Consider the following 19,841-nt stretch of genomic DNA (forward strand, 5'->3'; position numbering starts at 1 on the left):
TTTGGGTTGGCGAACGAAATTCTGTTTATTCAAAGGAAATTGACAGACTTAACTCAAATGCGTTGATTCTCGCTAAACGTCTTTTTGAAGTTTGTTGCTTTTCCAAAGTTTGATTATAATTGTACCAAAAATGCCAGGTAAACCTCCAAATATTGTAAAAATCTATCGTATTGTTCATATTGATAACATTGAGTATCTGCTGACACATGGCCTTTTTAATCGTGAACATGAAAAAGCAGATCCGAATTATATCAATATTGGAGATAGTGATTTAATACGCAATAGACACGACTATCCCGTTGGCATCAATCCTCCTGGAGGTTCTTTGGGCGAATTTATTCCATTTTATTTTGGAAGACTTTCGCCAATGTTATTGAAAATAAAAACTGGTGGTAGTGGTGTAAATCGTCTTCCTCAAGAAAAAATTGTGTATATTGTTTGTAAAGTTGATGACATTGTTAATCAGTGTGAAGAATGGTGTTTTACAGATGGCCATGCAAAAAAAAAGATTTCAGCGTTCTATAATAAATTGGATGATCTTGATGAAGTCTATTGGGATAAAGTAGACCTTCGTTATTGGAACAATACAGAAGAAGATTTTGATAAAATGCGACATAAACAAGCGGAATTCTTGGTTAGATTTCATGTGCCGGTAAACTGTATTCTTGGGCTAGTTACTCATAATAAAAGTGTAGCTTTGCAAATTGAACAAATAGTTGAGAGTTTAGGTTTAGAAATTCCAGTTCGGGTAAATCCTAGTGGTAACTATTATTATTAATGAGATTTTTAAAAGGTAATTTACTTACAGCTAAAGCTCAGGCATTAGTGAACACTGTCAATACCGTTGGTGTGATGGGAAAAGGTATTGCATTGCAATTTAAAGAACAGTTTCCTGAAAACTACAGACTGTATGCAGCTGCATGCAAAAAGAAAGAATTTAATATCGGTGATCTTTTAGTAGTGAAAGAGACTTCAATGCATGGTGATCGATTAATTATTAACTTCCCAACTAAAACTGAGTGGTTCAAGAAGTCTCAATATGATTTTATCGAAAAAGGATTGCAAAGATTAGCTGAAGTGATCGTTGATTACAAAATATCCAGTATAGCAATACCGCCTCTAGGTTGCGGTAATGGAGGGTTAAAATGGGAAAAAGTTAAACCTATGATTGAGCAACACCTAGGTCACCTATCTGATGTTGATATCCAAATCTTTGAACCAAATGAGGCGGTTAAGGAGTTACTTAAACAACAAGAGGTAAATAAGGATGTAAAACTAACGTCGGCGCGAGCGATGCTATTATATGCTATGTTTTATTACGATTCTCTTGGTGAAAACACTAGTCTTTTTGTGGCCAATAAACTAGCATATTTCTTGCAGCGTTTAGGCGAAAAGTCATTGAATAAGTTAAAATTCACTGCTAGTCATTACGGTCCTTATAGCGTTGGAGTGGAACATGTCATACATGCATTAAACGGAAAATATATTAAAGGTTTGGAGCAAATGAGCGCCAAGGCTTTTGAACCTTTGGATTTGCAATACGACAAATTAGAGGAATTAAAAATCTATGTGAAAAAAGAGTTTACTGCCGAACAGAAAACAAGACTCGCGAATCTAGTTAAATTGATAGATGGCTTTGAGTCAGCATTATCTTTGGAAATATTAGCTACAGTTGACTTTGTTAAGAAAGAAAATCCTGGCATAGATAGACAAGGAATAATTTCAAAAATTGCGAAATGGTCTGAGCGTAAACAAAAATTGTTCAAGCCTAGGTACGTCGATATCGCTGACCAACAATTGTCTGAATATAAGAGTACATTCACATTAAATTAACTGTTTTACTTTTTAGGCGTCTAAAAAGGAGATAGTTGTCTGTATCTGAAAATAGGAAGGCTAAATAGCCCCAGATAAACAGAACAAAATTTCAACAAAAGTGGCAGTCTCAAATAAATGAGATAGCATTTATTGTTAAAATCGACGAGGACTATTACGAAAACTTGAATTGCTGACTATTTTTATAAAGTTTATCCATTATTTGGTCTCTATCTGCTTCGGTACAGTGTTTTTGTTCGTTCAAATGACCATAAATATTTGCATATTCATTGTAGATATTGGTAGCAAATATTCCGGTATCATCAGATCCAAGAACTATTTTTGGTATAGGGTAGCCTTCTCTTTCCCATTGAATCCATCTAAAAAAATGATAAGTCGAAAAGTCCTTATGTATGCCAATCCTCACATTGCTCGTAGGTAGGGTTTCGATTATGATGCCTTTTTCGCACATCATTTTTAGGATATCTAACTGAAGTTTTGTTATCTTATCTCTATCAAAAATACCTTCCGTCTCGATTTCAGTAATCATTTCATATTTTTTTCTATATGGTAATTCATGATATTTTTGGAAAAGTAAAAAGGCAGTACTTTTGCGATCTGTTTTACTCTCGATGTAATCCCATTCGTTTTGATTGAAGTGTTTAGATTGTGACGCTTGCAGATAATTGTCATAATTGGCATGCACGGGACATATATCTCTCATCAACCAAGATGCTTCGTAGTCATCAATACTATGATTCTTGCCATAAATTTTTAGTAGTAAGTCCAAAATTTCAGTTTCGATCTTTTTTATAGCTGGTAATAAGGTTGTTAACTGTTTGCTGTTGATTAGATAACGGCAAAATACAAGGTTGTCCAAGTATTCACCTTGCGGAATCAACATTTTTTTTCCAAGGAGGTTGCACCATTCACTTGCAGATATTCCAGTTGCTGTCGCATGACCAATCCTGTCATTCTCTTCGAGCCCACAGAAAGTTATCGCTTCGAAAATAGCCCTTAGTCCGCTTATCAGGTGATAAAAATCTTCACCAGCATGAAATGTTCTTTTGGGAATAGTTGATTTCTTAACCATTCTAAATGCTGGAGCGAAAACTTCTGGTGGTGTATCAAATTCACTTGATGCCGCATCTAGGCCAGTCAGTTTATCCTTAAATTTTCCAGATCCTTCCAGTAGGTTAGAAATTGCTCTGGACTCGCCAACTAACCTACCTCTTAAACTTTTGTGCCTGATATATTCGTCCAAATCCCTATCAGCTTCCTTGATATAGTGTGCTATCAATTTTAATGTACTTTCCGTTATTGGTTTAGGCACCTTATATTTTTGATTGATGACTTCGTTTTGGAAACTTTCCCAACCACTAAAAATCTCGCTGGTCATTTTTAAAAGCTCAGTGCCGTCTTTTTTGGGAGCAAAACGCCCCTCTAAGAATTTTAAGTGGCAAAGATTGTTTCCATGAAACTGAAAAAATCTGCGAAAATAGGTTTTTTCACTAGCTTGTCTGAAGCTGTTAACCGTGATCTTCTGGAACTGTTCAAAGCCATGCTGGTGTACCTGCTGCACTAAAAATCTGTTTGTAAGTCCAAGTATCAGTAGATAAAAATGGAAAAGTCCCGCGAGTGTTTCATCTCCTCTTTCCTTCAGTTTGTCAAGTATCAGTATATACATTAAGCATTCTACAGAGGGTAAATGGACAAATTTTTCACTTTGATCTTCATCGATCACATATAAAAAAGGATGTCTGTAGTCATAGTTAGTTTTTCCGTTGTCAACTTCTTGAATTAAGTAAGTTAACTTCGGCGGCGGTTGACTCTTTCCTCGTGGATACACAGAATTGTAGAAGACTTCTCTAAGATGTTGGGCGATCCTAAGCAGACGTTGATATTTCTGAGGTTCAAAAAGGGTGGACTCCTGTTCAAACTGTTGCTTAACCTTTTCTTTTTTGTCAAACGCTTTTTTTATTTCTCTACGGACATAATCCGGATCAGCTAGGAAATCCTGCCACACGGTGTCGGTTTCAAGAGAACCGTTCAGATGGATATGCAAATCGTATAGCCCACCATCGTTTTCTATGTACGAATTGATTTTAGGTATACGTTCACTTAGAATTGCAGTATATCGATTATTGGGCAATATGAAATCGTGGAAAAAGGTTTTTGGATCATCACCTGGCTTTAGAGACGTAAATAATTTTCCTGCCTGTAATACTAACGGTGTGAGATATGTTAGGAGCTCTTGATAAGAGGTCTGCATATCATTTAAAACAAAAAGCCTTTTATTGTCCTCTCCTATAAATTGATCTGATATTAAAGGCAGGCCTTTGGTAAAGACCTCTGGTACACTTTCTATCTTGGAAAACGCCATTTCGACTTGCAGGAGGAGATGGCTATCAGTAATTCTGTAATCCGTTTTTCGGGCAGATTTTACCAGCCGTCTTTTAATTCCGGCTAGGTCTACGTCTTTTGCATGGAGATAGCTCTCTAGTGACTCCTCATCATTCATTAGATACTTTAACATTAGTCGGTCAAACCTAGTTTTTTTAATCGGGTACGTAAGTCGCGGGCTTTTGTAGAGTAACTTTCATTATGTGGAAAAAGGTTTGGCACAGCTCTTTTCAGTTCATCATTTCTTCTAGCCATTTCACCACGGTTTTCAACTTGGATTAGCGGTAGTATGTTGCCAAGTTCTACCTTTACCTTGTTTACGAGATATTTTTCGTTGCCCTTGTTTGCCAGTTGATCATTCGATAGTCTCCTTCTACTTAATGTATTTTCTTCTCGATGTTGATTTCCTTCAAGTGCAACTTGGTTCAGTAGAGCTGCAATTGAAAGGAAAGCCTCGCATTTTGTATCGCAAAATTTCTCCAAAGCCTCTGTCAACCCACTCTCCTTATCATCACGAAGGTATCCTCGAAGAATAGGACATGATAGCATCCATTTTGAGTAAGCCAAAACCTCTATTTTGGAATGAATGTCTTTTTGGTTGAATGTCTTTTGGATATTTGAAACTAGTAGCTTATCGGAAAAGTTAGTATTGTTGATGTTCAGATAGCTCGAATCTGAGAGGTTCTCCCGTATGTCTTCAATTAGTATGGCATTCATCAAAGCTACTGTTTGGTAATGGAACAATTCACCCAAAGGCAGACCAACTGATCTTCGATCAAATATATTTTGAAGTGCATAGTAAAAACGGGTAGATATTTTGCCTAGTACATGGGGAGTAATTGCAGTTCTCGGAATTTTTTCTAACCAAGTAGTCAATGCGGTAATGAAATCATTAGTTTCTTGATCCGTTTCACTTCCTGAGCTTAAATCGTCAAGGTCAATTTCCTCTTCGAGGTCCTTGTCTTCATTTGGATTGTTCACGCTTCCGCCTGTCCTAAAATCTGGAGCTGGATATTGACGATGTTGGGAAAGCTCCATGAGCGTTGAGCATAATTGTAACCTTAGATGACTATTATTAGGAAGGTCTAAGTGGTTTTCGTATACCCTAACCAGCTCACCGATTGCAGCAATCACTAGATAAATCGAATAACCTACCGTAGAAGAGTTTTTAAAGCTGAATACAGCTGAATATGATGGAAGCGTTCCAAGGATAGATTTAATCGATGCAGCATTTGAAAAAACGTAATCTAATCTATCAATGTTTTTTCTTTTTGCGGGACCGTTTAATCCTAATAGGCTGATGTTGAATAAGGTATGGTCAGTTCTATAGCTCCGTGATTGTGTGCTGCCAATGAGGTAAGCATTCATTTTGCCTACGGTGTCCCTTAATACTCCGTCATGATAAAGCCCACTTTTTTCACAAAGGTCATTAAGGCTCGGCTCGTTACCTCGGTTACGTTCATTTAAATGGTTTAGTAAATTGCGTGTATAACCTATCTTTATTAGGTAATCAAAAGAGAGATGGAAGCTGACGTTTAATAAAGATCTAGAAATCAATAAATTGAGCGATAATAAGCAAGCGTTCAATGAACTGTCTGTAGTGGAAGGCTGAAGTTGATAAAGATCTTTCAACTGATTGCGTTTTAGGAGAAACCTTAGTGCAATGCTATTGAGGAATTTAGAAGTACTATTGGCAAGGTTAACGTCTATCTCTTGTTCTAAAAGGTCTGATAGAAAGATATCTGTAATTTTCTCACTGTTACTCATCATACTTAAATCATTTGAGTTAGATGTGTTCAGCGCATTACCTAGGATTGAAGCAAATTGTATCTGCGTCCTGAACGGCTGACTTAGGATGAACGTATTGAATACTTCGGTTTGCCCTATATTTCTAATGCCGAACCGATTGAATATCTGACTGTAAAGTTCTTGTATCTCATTACCTTTTTTATCATTGGTATTTTCCCTGACGATGATTTTAGGAAGCTTGTTCATAAGCTTTTTTTCTTGCAGGGATAACAAATGAATGCGAAACTTTGGTTGCATGATTTTCTGAAGGTACTGTGATTCAAGTTCGGTCACCATATTATTGAAATATGCCAATTTATCTGGATTTTGTCCTTCATACTTTAATATTTCGGATCCGAAATTTTTCCATTTCTTCTGCCTCACGACTAAAGAGTACAATTTTAAGTCTCCACTAAGTATCGTAATCAATCGGGATGTAGTGAAATACTTTCTGATGGTCTCTAAAACCGCCCACCCTTTTGTCGCATCCACATCAATGTCATCAAAAATTAATAGGAAGGATGTTTTCTCAATAATGCCTAGGGAGATTTTCAAGAAATGATCGAAGCTTTCAGCCAGTTTTAGTGCAGAATAGACATTTGTTAGACCTTTATCTAAGACATATTCTGGGTCCTGCCAACTTTCCTGTGGTGTATTACTCATGCCATCGATGGATGGCAAGCCAGCTGCCAATGCCATTAGGGAATTTCTCCATTGTTTTCTTAGTTCCCTGGTTTCTTCATTCTGTTCCTTCAACTCCAATACTTTGAAAACTTCACTTCTGATAGCCGCAATTATATTTACAAACACATGCCCTTTGTCTTCAATAAGGGTAGGGTCTATAATCTGTAACACTTTTAATTTTTCATGTGCCTTGTAGGCTTGTCGAAGAGTCAATAGGAAAGAGGTTTTTCCACTTCCTCTAGTACCTAAGACAGTGATGGTGTTGTGTAGATACTTTTTGCTTTTATCTTCCAATATTTTTGGGATCAAATCATTGATAAACTTGGTAATTTGATTGTATTCGAATCTATGGATAGAAGTTTCTTGCGTGAAATTTTTAGCATGGCTACTGTCTTCCAGTACAATGTTTACTTCCGAGGATACGGTCGTTGGAGTCATATTTAGAATAATTTTGAGATGTTCTTTTACGAAATAGCCTTTCCCTTTGATTGCCCAATGTTAAAAAATGTCTTTTCAAGCAAAAATACATAGGAAGGGAAAAGAGGGTATGGAGCGACAATTCAGTTATTTATTTAATTAGCTAATATACTCGAATTTGTCATTAGCTGCAATAGCTATCGGAATCGTAATATCTACTTCGATGTCTTTTTTGAGATCAAACTCTAGGCCCAAGTTCTTCATACCATAAAGCACATGCATGATCCAGTAATCTTTTTCGACCAGGGCCTCAAGTATGCCTATCTCGGAAGATACTGCACTACTCAGGCTTTTAAAATCCTACGCAGATGGGGGAATGTTGTAATCATGTGTTTGTGTCAGTAGTGGGGCAGGAGGTAGCCGTTAGTTTTCTTGTTCTTGGTGTACCATATTTCTCAATAGCATGCCCTAGGGAATGTTTATTTAAGCTCATCACTTTTTTTAAGACCTTTTCAAGTATTTTCGGTTGATCTTTTGCTAGGTAATTCAGGTTATTGATTAGGTCAACTACCAGAAACTCCTTGCTACGCTTCTTTGGAAAGGCCGATTTTTTTTGAAAGTGAACAATTTGTTGCCTAGTCTAATATCTTATTATACAGCTGTGTAGTTCCCACATCTAATGCGTTATAGGAATTGAAGGAGGTAATCAGAAAATTGTCGTTGTCCAAAAATTTCTTGATCAGCAACTGATCCGCAGGCGGTTCAAAACCGAAAGCGTTTTTCTTCGGAAAGTGATATAGCCCCGGGCCAACCTTTTTTAAAACACCATCGCCAGTAAGCTCAGAAAGATGTCTATCGATAGAGCTTGACCACTTTTGTAGTTCATCCCTCTTATAGATAATTCCTTTCCTCAAATGACTTTTTAACTCATCTAATTTTGACATAAAATTGTCCTTTCAAACACAAAGTTCGATACAATAGCTAAGTTTTGCATAAATTTTAGTCAAAAATCATGCAAAAATACTTTCAGAAAAAATCAGTGGACAGTAACTTATCTGTCTGTTGGGTGAAAATATATCGTGCGCATCATTTTGAGATTTTAATTGAAGACATCTTATTCTCTTTAACTATATCCTTATGTTAGATAGCTAACCTCTTTAAATACAGTATATTTACAATAATTGTCAACATTGCCGGCTAGATAACTACGGATGTTTTTTGATGAAACCAATATGTTGCTTTCGCTAATTAAGTTGTTGAATTATAGCGTTTTATAATTTGTGTATCGCAAATAACCATACTAAATAGTCCGGCATAAGACTACAGAAGGAATCTAATTAAAAGCAATACAAATGAGGCTACTGAAATTATAGTTATACTAAGTAGCTCCAGTGCCATTTCAGACAGGGATGCACCTTTCATTTATTTAGGAAACTTGTTCGGAATTTTGACAGTTCAGGCACCTATGCCCCTAAGAGACACTAATTCACTCTGCTAAAAACCCATCTGAAATAAGCTCATCAATAAACTTACTTGGAGAAGTCTTATTGTACAATAAATACACCTTATGTCGTGCTCTGGTCAAGGCTACATAAAACAAGCGTCGCTCTTCTGCATTTTCAAAATCATCACCTTCCTGGAGCAGATAACTTAAAATCGGATCATCGACCATCTCTGAGGGAAAACCGTAAACGCCAGAATCTAGATCTATAAGGATTGAATAGTCACACGTCAGTCCCTTAGAGCTATGCGCTGTCAAGTAGGAGATCGTGTGGTTCGGGTATTTTTTCTGAAGTTCTTTCAGGTCAGGCGGGATATTATAGTTATATCTACCAATAATGAATATTCTTGCTGATTGTTTCCTGAGACTGATTCCTGCGATGATTTCACTGAGTATGTCCCATTTAAGTAAAGCCTGATTAGCTAAGGATCCATAGACATTCAGCGGGCAGAGTTCGAAAGAAGGATGTAAAGCCTCCATTTCTGAGGAAAGCGACTTGGTAAGCTGTGAAGGGTTTTTCTGAATAAATCTACTACTTAGATCGAGTATTTCGCGATTAAACCTGTATGTTTTAAGTACCTCAGAATTTGCGCTCACCCCGAAGTGCGATGAGAATTCGGTTATAATCGAGATATCACTTCCTGTAAAGCGGAATATCGACTGCCAATCATCTCCAACTGCATAAAGCTTAGCCGAAGGGTTAGCTTTCTTTAATGCCTTTAGCAACTCATATCTGCCTAGTGACATATCCTGAAACTCATCTACTAGGATGTATTTATAGTTTGTTTTATATTCACCAGAACTGATATGACGAGCAGCTGAATTGATCATATCATTGAAATCAATGCTATTATCGGTGGAAAGTTTCTGTTCGTATTTTAAATACAATGGCGTAAATACATCCAAAAATATCTGAAGCCTTTGGTCGCCCTTGAACTTCTTAAAGTTCTCTGGCCTTGCATTATTTGACTTCATCAATTGTAGAAACGTATAGATTAGAGCCATAAAATTCTCGTAATGCTCTGTTTTCTTTATAGCTGGAAGTATTTGATCGATTGGCATGGGATTTAACTCCACTCCAAATTCCTTAAGCTGCTGTTTCAAGTATGACAAGAGTTTACCTCTTTTGGCATGAAAGGAGTAGGTCTTGATAAATTTGGTCTTATATTTTGCATGGATGCCATCTTTCCATTGCATGCCATGACGATATTGTTCGGTAGCGTTCTTAAAGGGAGGTTTATATCCAAACCAACTTGGTACTTCGCCATTCTCATCAATTCCGTAATGTTCATAATATATTTCATGATCTGCGAGATAAAAATCCGGGGCATAGCTCTGATACTCGGGGTTAAGATCCTCCCTCATTAAGGGGAAATTCTGTTCATAGATAAACTGGATTTGGTTTAGAAACAGAAAGTTCGCGATCTGTAGTTCTTGATCACTTCTCAGCTTTATCCCATTTAGCGATGTGTTTTTATATGCTTTTTGATGTTTGGAATATTCAATAGCGGTTTTAAACTCGCTTTCATCAACATATGGCCTATTAAAAAATGTGATAAAGTTTGTAGCTTTTTTTGCAAATTCCTTATCATTAAGAAAAAGCTCGTCAAAGCTGTTTTGTAGAAATATCTTGCAAGCATAATCATTATCGAAAGCCAGTTTAATGGGCGTGTCAGTACAAGATCTGCAGACCATATTGCCAAACCCGTTAAAGGTACGTACCATGATCTTTTCAGCATCTGGATGAGACGAGCAGAATTCAATTGTTCTATTGTACATCTCTTTTACTGCATTTTGAGTAAAGGAGATAATCAGCATTTCCTGTGGATTAGCAATTCCTTTTTCCAGGATGTAAGCGACTTTTGCACTGATGGTGGTCGTTTTTCCGGTTCCAGCTCCAGCAATGACAAGATTATTGTCCTCATCCGTAACTACTGCTCGCATTTGATCCATAGATAGTGGATATTCTTCAAGTCCAGAGAAAAACTCCTTGTACTTTTCAATCTCTTCTGGAACAAATCGCTCGTTGTACGCTGTACGGTGAGCTGAAAGATCATCAACAATATTGATGAATTTAGCTACTATTTCCAACTCCTGGTCTTCCAGTCCAATGGAATTAAATCCTGAAGGTATCGCTTTGCGCAGGGGGGAGAATTTTACTTTGAAGGCCTGCATTGCAAAGTTAGAGAAATACAGATCGAGATTGGTAAGCGCAGAAAATTGCTTAATTCCAGATTCTATTTCGCCAAGTCGTTTTCTAATTTCCGCCCTTTTTTTCTTGTTATAAATCCAAACCTTATAAATGTAGATCAGGCCGAGTGCACTTATAATGCTTGCTATAATATTAACCCAGGAAATTCCATTTGACCCCCCTTTCATTTAGATAAAATAGAGCGTGAAAGTTTAATGGATTGATAATCGATTAAGCAACAGTGTGTTTTTATACAGATATTGAATTTTGAGCGCATTTAATTATTAATTAGACGGTGTAGATTTTTCTATTTTAAATGCCACCACATTCTTCACAAACTCCCCAGCTTCCAATAACCTCGCTATATCCTCAATCCTTTCAATACCCACGTCTTTAGATGTTACCTTATTCACCAAATAAATCTTATAAGCTTTACCATGCTTAATTGCTGCAGTTAACTCATTAATCGTAATGATAAAACTAGGGAAGGAGGGAGCACTAGTCGCTTTCACCTCTATGTATACAGGATCACCATTCAAATCCGTGTAAGAAATGTCGTAGCCATCCTTCTCATTTTCAATGGCATGATGTCTTAGTGTATCAGCTTCAACCTCTGTCAAAGTGCTCCGAAGATATTTCATGACCAAATATTCGCCTTGGTTACCATGAAGCAACGCTTTTTTAGGATTACCATAAGCTAGTGAGGATGAACCAATCTGATCTCCTTTAACCTTAGCTTTCGCCGTTTTCAACAACGAAGCAGGAGCAAGGGTGATATTTACTTCTGAAATAGGAGGCAGCTCCGTTACTGCAATTGGCACCTCTTCATTTGATGACTTAACTAAATTTAACCCACCTAACTCCAGTATTTTGTAAAAACGAGCTTCACTAATCTCCCTAACGGAGTTTTGTCTGAAGTGATTGGAGGTTCGGACCTCTTCTAGGTACTCTCCGCCAGGTTTGAAATCTACAGACTCATTAAACTGTATATATTTACTGATGTCCGCATAGTAGTCAGTAGCGCTGTTGGGATCAGGGTAGATACTGGAAATCTCGCCATAACCGAAATAACTCGGAGCGCTACTCTTGGTTCTTCCTTTGTAATAAATAAACTTCATCCCAGCTTTGAGTCGATTGAAGTATCTACTTTTTGGGAAATGGTACCGTATACCGGTCTCATCATTCCATGCCGATTCTTCATTCTCAACCAGTATTCTATAATTATTAAGAGCCATAACCAAAAATATGGTTATAAATCCAAAATTTTGATATTACTTCCAATAATTTGCTGAACTGTTCCTGAATCTAAAACATTCGATCTATAGCTTCTGGAGAAATTTCCCTAATAAAGCTGGATTCATTGCCCTTTTCTGTAATGAGGAAAAGTTGATCCTTTGCCCGAGTAATTGAAACATAGAATACTCTTCGTTCCTCTTCCAGAAGTAAGTCATGATTTGCCATTTTGATTACGTTTAGTATTCTATCATCAAGCCGAATGTATGGAAAGCCACCTTTTCCTTCCGTTAAACCAAGAATGAATACCACCTTAGCTTGTAATCCTTTTGCTGAATGAATTGTCCTAAATGAAACGGCTATTCTTTGCTCCTTGAAAAAGCTACGATAAGTTTCTGCCATTTTGTTATTTCTGAATAGAAATAGAATGTCGTCATTCTTTAAACCATTACTCAACAAGTCCAATATCTTATTTGCACAGAATTCGACACTTTCATCTTCGCAACTTCCGCTAAACACGATCACCTTATCATCTGATTGTTTTGATGACTCAATACTCTTGTCAACTTTATTCTTATTATTGCGAATCACATCGTTACTAGCTTGTACAATATGCTGCGTGCTTCGGTAGTTTGTATCAAGCTTGATCAGTTCCGCATTAGGGAAGTGTTGGTCAAAATTAATGGTATAATCCACATTAGCTCCCCTAAAGGCGTATATACTCTGCCAGTCATCGCCAACGCAAAATAATTGAGTTTGCGGAGTGATCAATAAATTTATCAATTCAACTTGTAAAGCGTTTACATCTTGGAACTCATCAACTAAAATGTGCTGGAATTGACTTTTATATTTATTAAGCGCATCAGGGTAATTTTTAAATAAAGAAATACTACGCGAAATCAAATCATTGAAATCCAAATAGGACTTGTCTATGCAATAATCTAGATAAGCCTTTATAATTGGCCCCGCTAGTTGGTAAAAAGATCTAACCCTTTCATGTTGGTCGTTCTGACCATTTTCTAACACCTTGTCTAGCTCTAAATTGTAGACCTTAATCCTGTCACTTACAAGAATGATTTTATCAATAAATCTGTGTAAATGATTATGATAGCCCCCAAGTTCTTCGTTGAAATTCAGCGAAGGTGTATCCTTGTACCCAGTTGGAAGTCGGTTTTTTATGATTTTGTCTAAAGCGTGATTAAAAACTGCGGTATCCCTAGTAATGCTTTCATCTGTCTTAACGAAGAGCAGATCGCTCTGTTTAAACTCACGCTCCTTATTGGCAATGGGATGGCTTAAGTTGGAGACATGCTCTAAATAAAGGTTGGCTTCTGTGATAAAAAAGTCTGGATGAAAAGCAAATTTTGTTGTTATGCTCAGCTTTGGCTCATACTCAAATTTAATGTTCCGTCTATATAGCCAATCGGCTATAAATTGTTCAGATTTTGAACGAACTCTAGTTCCATTTAAAGAAGTATATTTTTTGTCGTGATTATTTATAGCTGTCTCCCTTTCCTCATAAGATACGTCAACATAGTAATCAAGGATGTAGCGTTTAAGCTGTAGTAGGAAATCTATGTCTTCGCTAAGGTTGCTTAACAACTTCTGTATGGCTTCCGAAACAAATTCACCTGCTTTATTTGCAGAAAGCTCATCATTAGAGTTGTATTTTTTATTAGTGATAATCTTGAACTGGTTATCGAATTCGTTCACTCCTGAATTGCGAAGGACGTTATAGCAAAAGCTGTGGAAGGTTTTTATGGTTAATCGATCAATCCACTTGTGCTTTTTTTTATAAGCGATTCTTTCTTCATCAACATTTGTCGCATCATTTAGAATTTCCTGATACTTTCCTGTTTTATCTGCCTTAAGAATTAACCTGTCGATAATTTCATTGGCAGCATTATGACTAAATGTAATGGCTAGGATACTGCTTGGAACTGCGCCTTTCCTTTCTATTAAATGGTTGATTTTATGTAATAAGGTTTCTGTTTTACCAGAACCTGCAACCGCTAAAACTAAAATGCGCTTACCTTCACTGTTAATGGCATCTTCTTGGGTCTTACTTAGGCTTATCGCTGACGGCTTATGTGGATTTACTTTCATTAGGGATAGAGAGATTAACCCTAATTTATAAAATTTTTGATTAAAATCGCAAATGAAGTGGTTGAATTGACTTGCCAGTCAGTGTATTACCATCATGAATGACTAAATTGATCTAGTTTATTCGCTATGTGCCTAATAATTCCCCTTCTCCGGAATTGCGTGCCGCACGCCACCCCTTGGATTCTTCATATCCCCATTATACCTCGGTATCAAATGGCAATGGAAATGAAACACCGTCTGTCCTGCGGCTTCGCCGCAATTCATGCCAATGTTAAACCCATCTGGATTATGCTGCTTTAATACAATCTCCTTAGCAATATCAATAGCGCCAGTAAGCGCATGTTTTTCCTCATCGGTCAAGCTAAAATAATCAGCTCTTAAAACATTAGAAATAATCAGCAGGTGTCCTGGAGAAACCGGGAAAACATCTTCAATAATGAAGAAGTAATCATTTCTGTACAGGATCTTATCCTCGGGTATGCTTAAAAAGTCTTTCATTAAAAATTGCCTGGTAGTTCTACTTTAGGTTGCCATTTATGGATAGCCAATTCAGATGCTAAGTTGTATTGCCTCTCCAAAAAAGATATCCTTTGCTGGCGCGTAGCGCCAGTTTGATTAATAATAGTTTCGGCTAAAGGGTGCTTACTTTCGATGTAGAACTCATTTCTGTTAAAAAGTCGATCTAAAAACCTTCTTTCTGGTACCCTTGCACTTTTTTCGCTATTGACTTGCTTGTCCGCGAGCACCAAATTCCAAACACCATTCACATTTGCACCTTCACTATGATGATGACGCTTATGCAAATGCGGCAAAAAATGGTCTACAGCACACACCTGTAAACCATTATTTTTACTGATAGAAATATCCTGAAAGGAGTAGAAGCACTTGCCCTTTTGATAGCCATTGAGAGCATCACGCACAGATGTGATATTTACTCTCCTCATGAAATTGTCCTGAATAAACAATAATGAATCCTGCTCATTGTATTGAACATCAATTACGTTCTGGTTAATGTTTAAACTCCAGGCTATTTCTACCAGTTTCCATCTGGCTTCAACCTCTTGGTTCAGATTCTTGAATTGAAAGGTGTCGAGTAGTTTTAGTAGGTTATCTGTGATCACGATTTCCTTCTTACCAGCAACAAAGTTCTTTTGATAAAAAGGATCAGGAATGATACCACCATTTACATTTTGAAAGGCGTCAATCACATTGACAAAGCCGAATCTTTCTGTATCTCGGTAAAGTTGATCTTGATCAAGTTCATTGTTTATGAAGGCTCTACAGCTATTTAGAAATTTGCTGCTCTGGGAGCTACCTTGTTTATCGCTAACTTTTAAATGCGCTATAATGTGATTGGCAAAAGGAACTGATAAATCGGCCAAGCTTACCGACGTTGTTTGCGAGTCGATGAGATCGATTAGAGATTTTGCAAAAGCAAACTTATAAGTGGCTGAATTCTTTCCAAATAGAATTAATGACCTCCATTGAGATTCTAGAGAAGGGTCGTTAATTTGAAACTTTGTACTCATGGCGATTCAAGGTACAAAATTTTGTAATTAGTCTCAGAATTTTGACGAATGTATTAATCGCCTTTGTTAAGCTTCATTAGTGTTGCATAACACGCTATTTACTTTCAAAATAGTGATCCAGAGTTTCTTCGCACCTCGCATTAGTAAATTTTACAAGTAACGATATTAAATTATGATAATGAAAAATCCAATTAGACAACAATTTTAGCAGATTACGGTATACCAGAATTTTAACATTTCAAATAGCTATACCTTAATTGAAATTTAAATAACAGAATTATGGGAACAACAATTGGAAATGTATTGATATCATATGATGTCAATAAATCACATGCACAGGTAAAAGCTGGTTTAGAAGCTTTAAGCTATTATGATTACTTTGTAAATACAGGGGAATCGAAAAAAGAAATGCCTAACACAACCTTGTGGCATCAGCAGAAATCAACTGATCAAGCAATAAACGATTTAAAAACGGTTTGCAATAGGGTAGGTGCGTTACTCGAAAAGGCGGTTGCTGTGAAAGCCTCTGAATTTGTAGGAATTTAATTCAATGGTTCACAAACAGTGAAAATCATTTACTTGAGCTATGTTGTAAATTAAAAAAATAGATTTACAACATAGTTTGGTCTTCTTCAGAATTTGAAATGAGCTTTGGTGGGTGGGATTAGTTCTTTCCTTGCCTATGTGTTTGTTGTCTTTTTTATGGTGCCTGGTTGTCGATCTGGTGATTTGGATTGTTGTATTTAGTGGGGTTTTATATTCCTAGGGTTCTCATATCGTGTTGTCGGCTTTTCTGTTGGGGCGTTTAGCTTTTATTTAGGTGAGGGAGTGTTTGAGAGGCATTAATTTTTTAAGTTTTTTGAAGGGTTTTTCGTTTTGGCTACTACGACGTTTAATATAGTTGGAAGTAAAGTGTTTTTTTTGAAAGGTAATTTCGTCGGAAAAAAGCTGAAATTTGAGGTAGTCATTTAATCTTAAAAGAGCTGATTTTGAAATCTGTTAAAGAATTGTTTCACATTGACGGAACTGTTTGTTTGGAAAAGAAAACTGTTGCGAGTAAGGCTAAGATTGTCAAATACTGGGAAAATATAGCACACCGGTACCTGGGTTGTGAGGTTGAAGTAGATTTACCGGGGTGTTGGGCATGTGGGTATGATGGGTTTAGGGAGGGGGATGAAGGATTTGATGTTTATAAAATCTGGGATAGGCAGCGTTATTTGGAGAGGTGTCATATTGTTCCCAAGGCGCATAATGGCTGTAATTGTGAGGCTAATCTGGTTTTGTTGTGCCGGAAGTGCCATAAGGCAAGTCCAGATACGAGATCTGCTGAATTATTCGTGAGGTGGTTGAAGGGAAGAGAAAGTTGGTGGGCAATAACTTATAAGGAGATGGGCGTTGCTGCTTCGGAGTTGGATTTTTCTTTTGAGAATTTTGATCTTGATTTGTCTGTTTATAAAGATGAGTTTCAGCAGTATTTGAGGCTTAATGCGGTACCGGTTGGTGGAAGTTTGGCTAGAAGTACTTTTTTAGCTTGCTTAATTGAATTTTGGGAGTTAGTTAGGGAAGATTCTTCTTCCGGAAATATTGATTAGGCTCTGTTGCTTTACATGGAGTTGTGTTTTTTTTACAAGTAAAGTCTTTGTGAAAGGATAAGGTCTACAATCAATACTCAATTAAATTAGCAATTGTTTTTATTAAGAGCGTTAATTAAAAACCGTACTCGTCACCTGATGAGTACGGCTTTGTGTCTTTATGAGCTTTTTTAACTGAAAAATATTTGAGAACGTTATCTTATAACAGAAAGCAGTTTATATATAAGCATTTATCTATATATGCACTCAGTCTTAAAAGTTCTGAAAGTGAAGGTTTGCGGTCTGTAAGTTGATTTAAGTACGACTTCAAAAATTGTGTTCTGACCGGGGTTTAGTTCCACCCACTTAATCGTACTTGCAATTGACCTGTTGCCATCATACATATGAAAAGCAATGTTATTACATCTTGCGGTTCTATTGCTTGTATTTGTGGCTTTTACTGTTAGTGTGGCACAATATATTCCGGTCGATTCTTCGCAGAAGGAGATACCTTCAGTTTTTAATACTAAAGCATCGGCAGCAGCATAAATTTCAGGTGGGTTAATTACTTGTGGTGGAAGTGGTTGTGTAATGGTTGGAGGATTTGGGGTTGGCGTGTCGGTTATGCAGTTCGGTATATTAATCCAACCGGTTTGAAGATTTTCATCACCAGATTTGGCTTTGATTCTCAACCTCATCTTGGTTTCTCCCGTTGCATTAGGAACCCTCATGATGGAATAGCCTTTCCCTTGTCTCTTTATTTCAGATATGGCCGTTTGATTTGATATTTCATAAGTGATGTCATAATTAGCTTCATACTTTGAAAGATCAAGTTCACCAACACCAACCTGGCTAAATATAACTTCGTAAAGGCAGGTTGCTTTTCCTTCGATCTCTGGGGAAAATGTGTTTTTATTTTTTAGTGACCATTCTATTGGATGGTAATTTACGAAACCGCCTGTTTTTATAAGTGCCTGTGGATTGGTTATGGTAAGACGGAATTTATCAGGCCCAAGCCGCTCCAGTTTAAATGCATTTTCAGGTGCAACACTAAAGACGTATTCTATTGTCCCACCTGGGATAACCAAATCGAAGGTTCGGCCTTGTAACTTTGAAACCTCTGATAGCTTTGTTTTTTCAATGGCTTCCTTTAAGGCACTCCAGCCCTCTGGATCATTCCAGCCGGAAAAAAATGAAATAAATAAGGTAATTAAGAATGCGAAGGTTAATTTAGTATAGATCATCATTAGTTAACAGTTATCAATTGATGTTCACCAACCCGGGCGATTACAGATCTCAGCGTCAACGAAAAGCATTTACTAATATAAATTTATTTTATCATCCTGTCAATTAACTAATTGTTTAAAAAAAACAGTTAGGAAGATTGATGCTAAATATCGAAAGACGGGGCGGGTATAACAAAATGGAAGTGATATGATTATCAGATTTCATTTTACCACTCACACTGATCGGATATCCTTGAAAGTCGTTGGTAATAGGATATACATAGGGTGCAAACATTTAACGACGGTGCTGTTAGTCTAAAAAAATCGAGACTATGGAATCATTTGAAATACAATTGTTAGAGAGTACGCTGACTATCCAGCCGCAGGAGAATGGTACTTACCGGGTGATGGAAGCTGAAGAAAAGCTGGGTGTGATTTAGCCTGAAGCGCTTTATGATCAGATTACCTGGAATACGCAGGATGAAATGGATATAGATTTTGTACAGCAGATCGGGGAGCTGATCACCGCATAATATGTAATTTTAAATTTGTATTATCTTTTAACAGGACTTGAGTATCCGCTGATTACTTACACGGCGGAATAACTTATAGATTTTAGGTTTGAATTTGGTGTTTGATATAATTATTTTCCGTATTTTTAATCAAATCAAAATAATGTACAGCTCTCGAATTATACTTTACTTCCTATTATTGACTTTGTTAGGTTGCCGTAATAAAGAGCGTTCTGAATCATCTATTATCAATCCTATAGCATCTTCTTTAAATAAAAGTGATCGGATTTCGGATGATACTAAAGAATCTTTTGAGGAATATCCAGATGGTGAATATTGTGCTTCTATCGATTATTATAATCCAAATACCGGAACTCAGTCAACCTATACATTAACAGTGGAAGTTAGTGGTGGGGCCTTAGTTATTATTCATTGGCCAAGCGGAGGGTGGTTCGATGACTCTCATTTTAACCCACCAACTTTGGAAAGTGGCGGTTCTTGCGAATTTACTTCTTATGATGGTAAGCATTATAGCATTCAAATTGAAGAAGAAGGGAGTTGCGGTAATTCTTCAACAGCACCTACTATTGGAGAAGACAACGAAGATGAAGAGAGCTTGTTGGAAAATACTGAGGAAGTGGGAGAGGAAGATAATGCTGTTGTCAACTACAGTAGTCTAATGCCAATAGATCTATGTCAAATCGTTAGTATTTATCATCCGCAATAGGAATTTTTTCTCTTTTAACAGATTTAAAAACAGGTAATCCAGATGCATGGGAAAGTTGGTTTGGACCGCAAGACAAAGTTGGACAGATTTATAAAGACAACACGAAAAACGTATATTTTGAAATTACCAAAAAAGTAGAAA

The 19,841-nt window shown here is 36.9% G+C and carries 14 protein-coding genes; 5 read left to right on the forward strand and 9 right to left on the reverse strand.

Going from position 1 to position 19,841, the window contains the following annotated elements; translation table 11 throughout:
• The first annotated feature begins 130 nt into the window (after positions 1-130).
• Both IM797_RS27750 and IM797_RS27755 read left to right on the forward strand, forming a co-directional pair.
• Positions 131-778 (forward strand): DUF4433 domain-containing protein, encoded by a 648-nt coding sequence (locus IM797_RS27750; RefSeq protein ID WP_194130489.1) that lies wholly within the window; start codon positions 131-133, stop codon positions 776-778.
• Positions 778-1,833, forward strand: a complete 1,056-nt coding sequence (locus IM797_RS27755) for a macro domain-containing protein (RefSeq protein WP_194130490.1) — start codon at positions 778-780, stop codon at positions 1,831-1,833. Before IM797_RS27750 ends, IM797_RS27755 begins: the two co-directional genes overlap by 1 nt.
• Before the next feature lie 154 nt (positions 1,834-1,987).
• Here IM797_RS27755 and IM797_RS27760 read toward each other — a convergent pair whose 3' ends face one another.
• The 8 genes from IM797_RS27760 to IM797_RS27795 form a co-directional block, all read right to left on the reverse strand.
• On the reverse strand, positions 1,988-4,333 hold the full coding sequence (locus IM797_RS27760; RefSeq protein WP_194130491.1) for a hypothetical protein: 2,346 nt from the start codon (positions 4,331-4,333) through the stop codon (positions 1,988-1,990).
• A gap of 14 nt (positions 4,334-4,347) precedes the next feature.
• Entirely contained in the window at positions 4,348-7,125 is a 2,778-nt protein-coding gene (locus tag IM797_RS27765) for a P-loop NTPase fold protein (protein WP_194130492.1), read from the reverse strand.
• A gap of 614 nt (positions 7,126-7,739) precedes the next feature.
• Entirely contained in the window at positions 7,740-8,048 is a 309-nt protein-coding gene (locus tag IM797_RS27770; protein ID WP_194130493.1) for a hypothetical protein, read from the reverse strand.
• A gap of 542 nt (positions 8,049-8,590) precedes the next feature.
• Positions 8,591-10,984 carry a UvrD-helicase domain-containing protein gene (locus IM797_RS27775; protein WP_194130494.1) on the reverse strand — a complete coding sequence of 798 codons (2,394 nt, stop codon included), beginning with the start codon at positions 10,982-10,984 and terminating at the stop codon, positions 8,591-8,593.
• 96 nt (positions 10,985-11,080) lie between these two features.
• Positions 11,081-12,031 (reverse strand): DUF3883 domain-containing protein, encoded by a 951-nt coding sequence (locus IM797_RS27780; protein ID WP_194130495.1) that lies wholly within the window; start codon positions 12,029-12,031, stop codon positions 11,081-11,083.
• Between the two features lie 70 nt (positions 12,032-12,101).
• Positions 12,102-14,135 carry an ATP-dependent helicase gene (locus tag IM797_RS27785; protein WP_194130496.1) on the reverse strand — a complete coding sequence of 678 codons (2,034 nt, stop codon included), beginning with the start codon at positions 14,133-14,135 and terminating at the stop codon, positions 12,102-12,104.
• Between the two features lie 132 nt (positions 14,136-14,267).
• Entirely contained in the window at positions 14,268-14,633 is a 366-nt protein-coding gene (locus tag IM797_RS27790; protein WP_194130497.1) for an HIT family protein, read from the reverse strand.
• Positions 14,633-15,664, reverse strand: coding sequence for an HNH endonuclease domain-containing protein (locus tag IM797_RS27795; protein WP_194130498.1), 1,032 nt, complete (start codon positions 15,662-15,664; stop codon positions 14,633-14,635). Before IM797_RS27795 ends, IM797_RS27790 begins: the two co-directional genes overlap by 1 nt.
• Positions 15,665-15,943: 279 nt before the next feature.
• Here IM797_RS27795 and IM797_RS27800 point away from each other — a divergent pair, with 279 nt between their 5' ends.
• Positions 15,944-16,210: a hypothetical protein gene (locus IM797_RS27800; protein ID WP_194130499.1), complete on the forward strand. Its 267-nt coding sequence runs from the start codon at positions 15,944-15,946 to the stop codon at positions 16,208-16,210.
• Positions 16,211-16,653: 443 nt separating this feature from the next.
• The gene (locus IM797_RS27805) at positions 16,654-17,256 is read left to right on the forward strand and encodes an HNH endonuclease signature motif containing protein (protein WP_194130500.1); all 603 of its coding nucleotides are present in this window, start codon (positions 16,654-16,656) and stop codon (positions 17,254-17,256) included.
• Positions 17,257-17,486: 230 nt separating this feature from the next.
• Here IM797_RS27805 and IM797_RS27810 read toward each other — a convergent pair whose 3' ends face one another.
• Positions 17,487-18,482, reverse strand: a complete 996-nt coding sequence (locus IM797_RS27810) for a hypothetical protein (RefSeq protein ID WP_194130501.1) — start codon at positions 18,480-18,482, stop codon at positions 17,487-17,489.
• Positions 18,483-19,082: 600 nt separating this feature from the next.
• Between IM797_RS27810 and IM797_RS27815 the strand changes: the two genes are divergently transcribed.
• Positions 19,083-19,700 carry a hypothetical protein gene (locus IM797_RS27815; protein WP_194130502.1) on the forward strand — a complete coding sequence of 206 codons (618 nt, stop codon included), beginning with the start codon at positions 19,083-19,085 and terminating at the stop codon, positions 19,698-19,700.
• The last annotated feature ends 141 nt before the right edge of the window (positions 19,701-19,841 follow it).

The sequence above is a fragment of the Pedobacter sp. MC2016-24 genome, assembly GCF_015223055.1.
GTDB lineage: Bacteria > Bacteroidota > Bacteroidia > Sphingobacteriales > Sphingobacteriaceae > Pedobacter.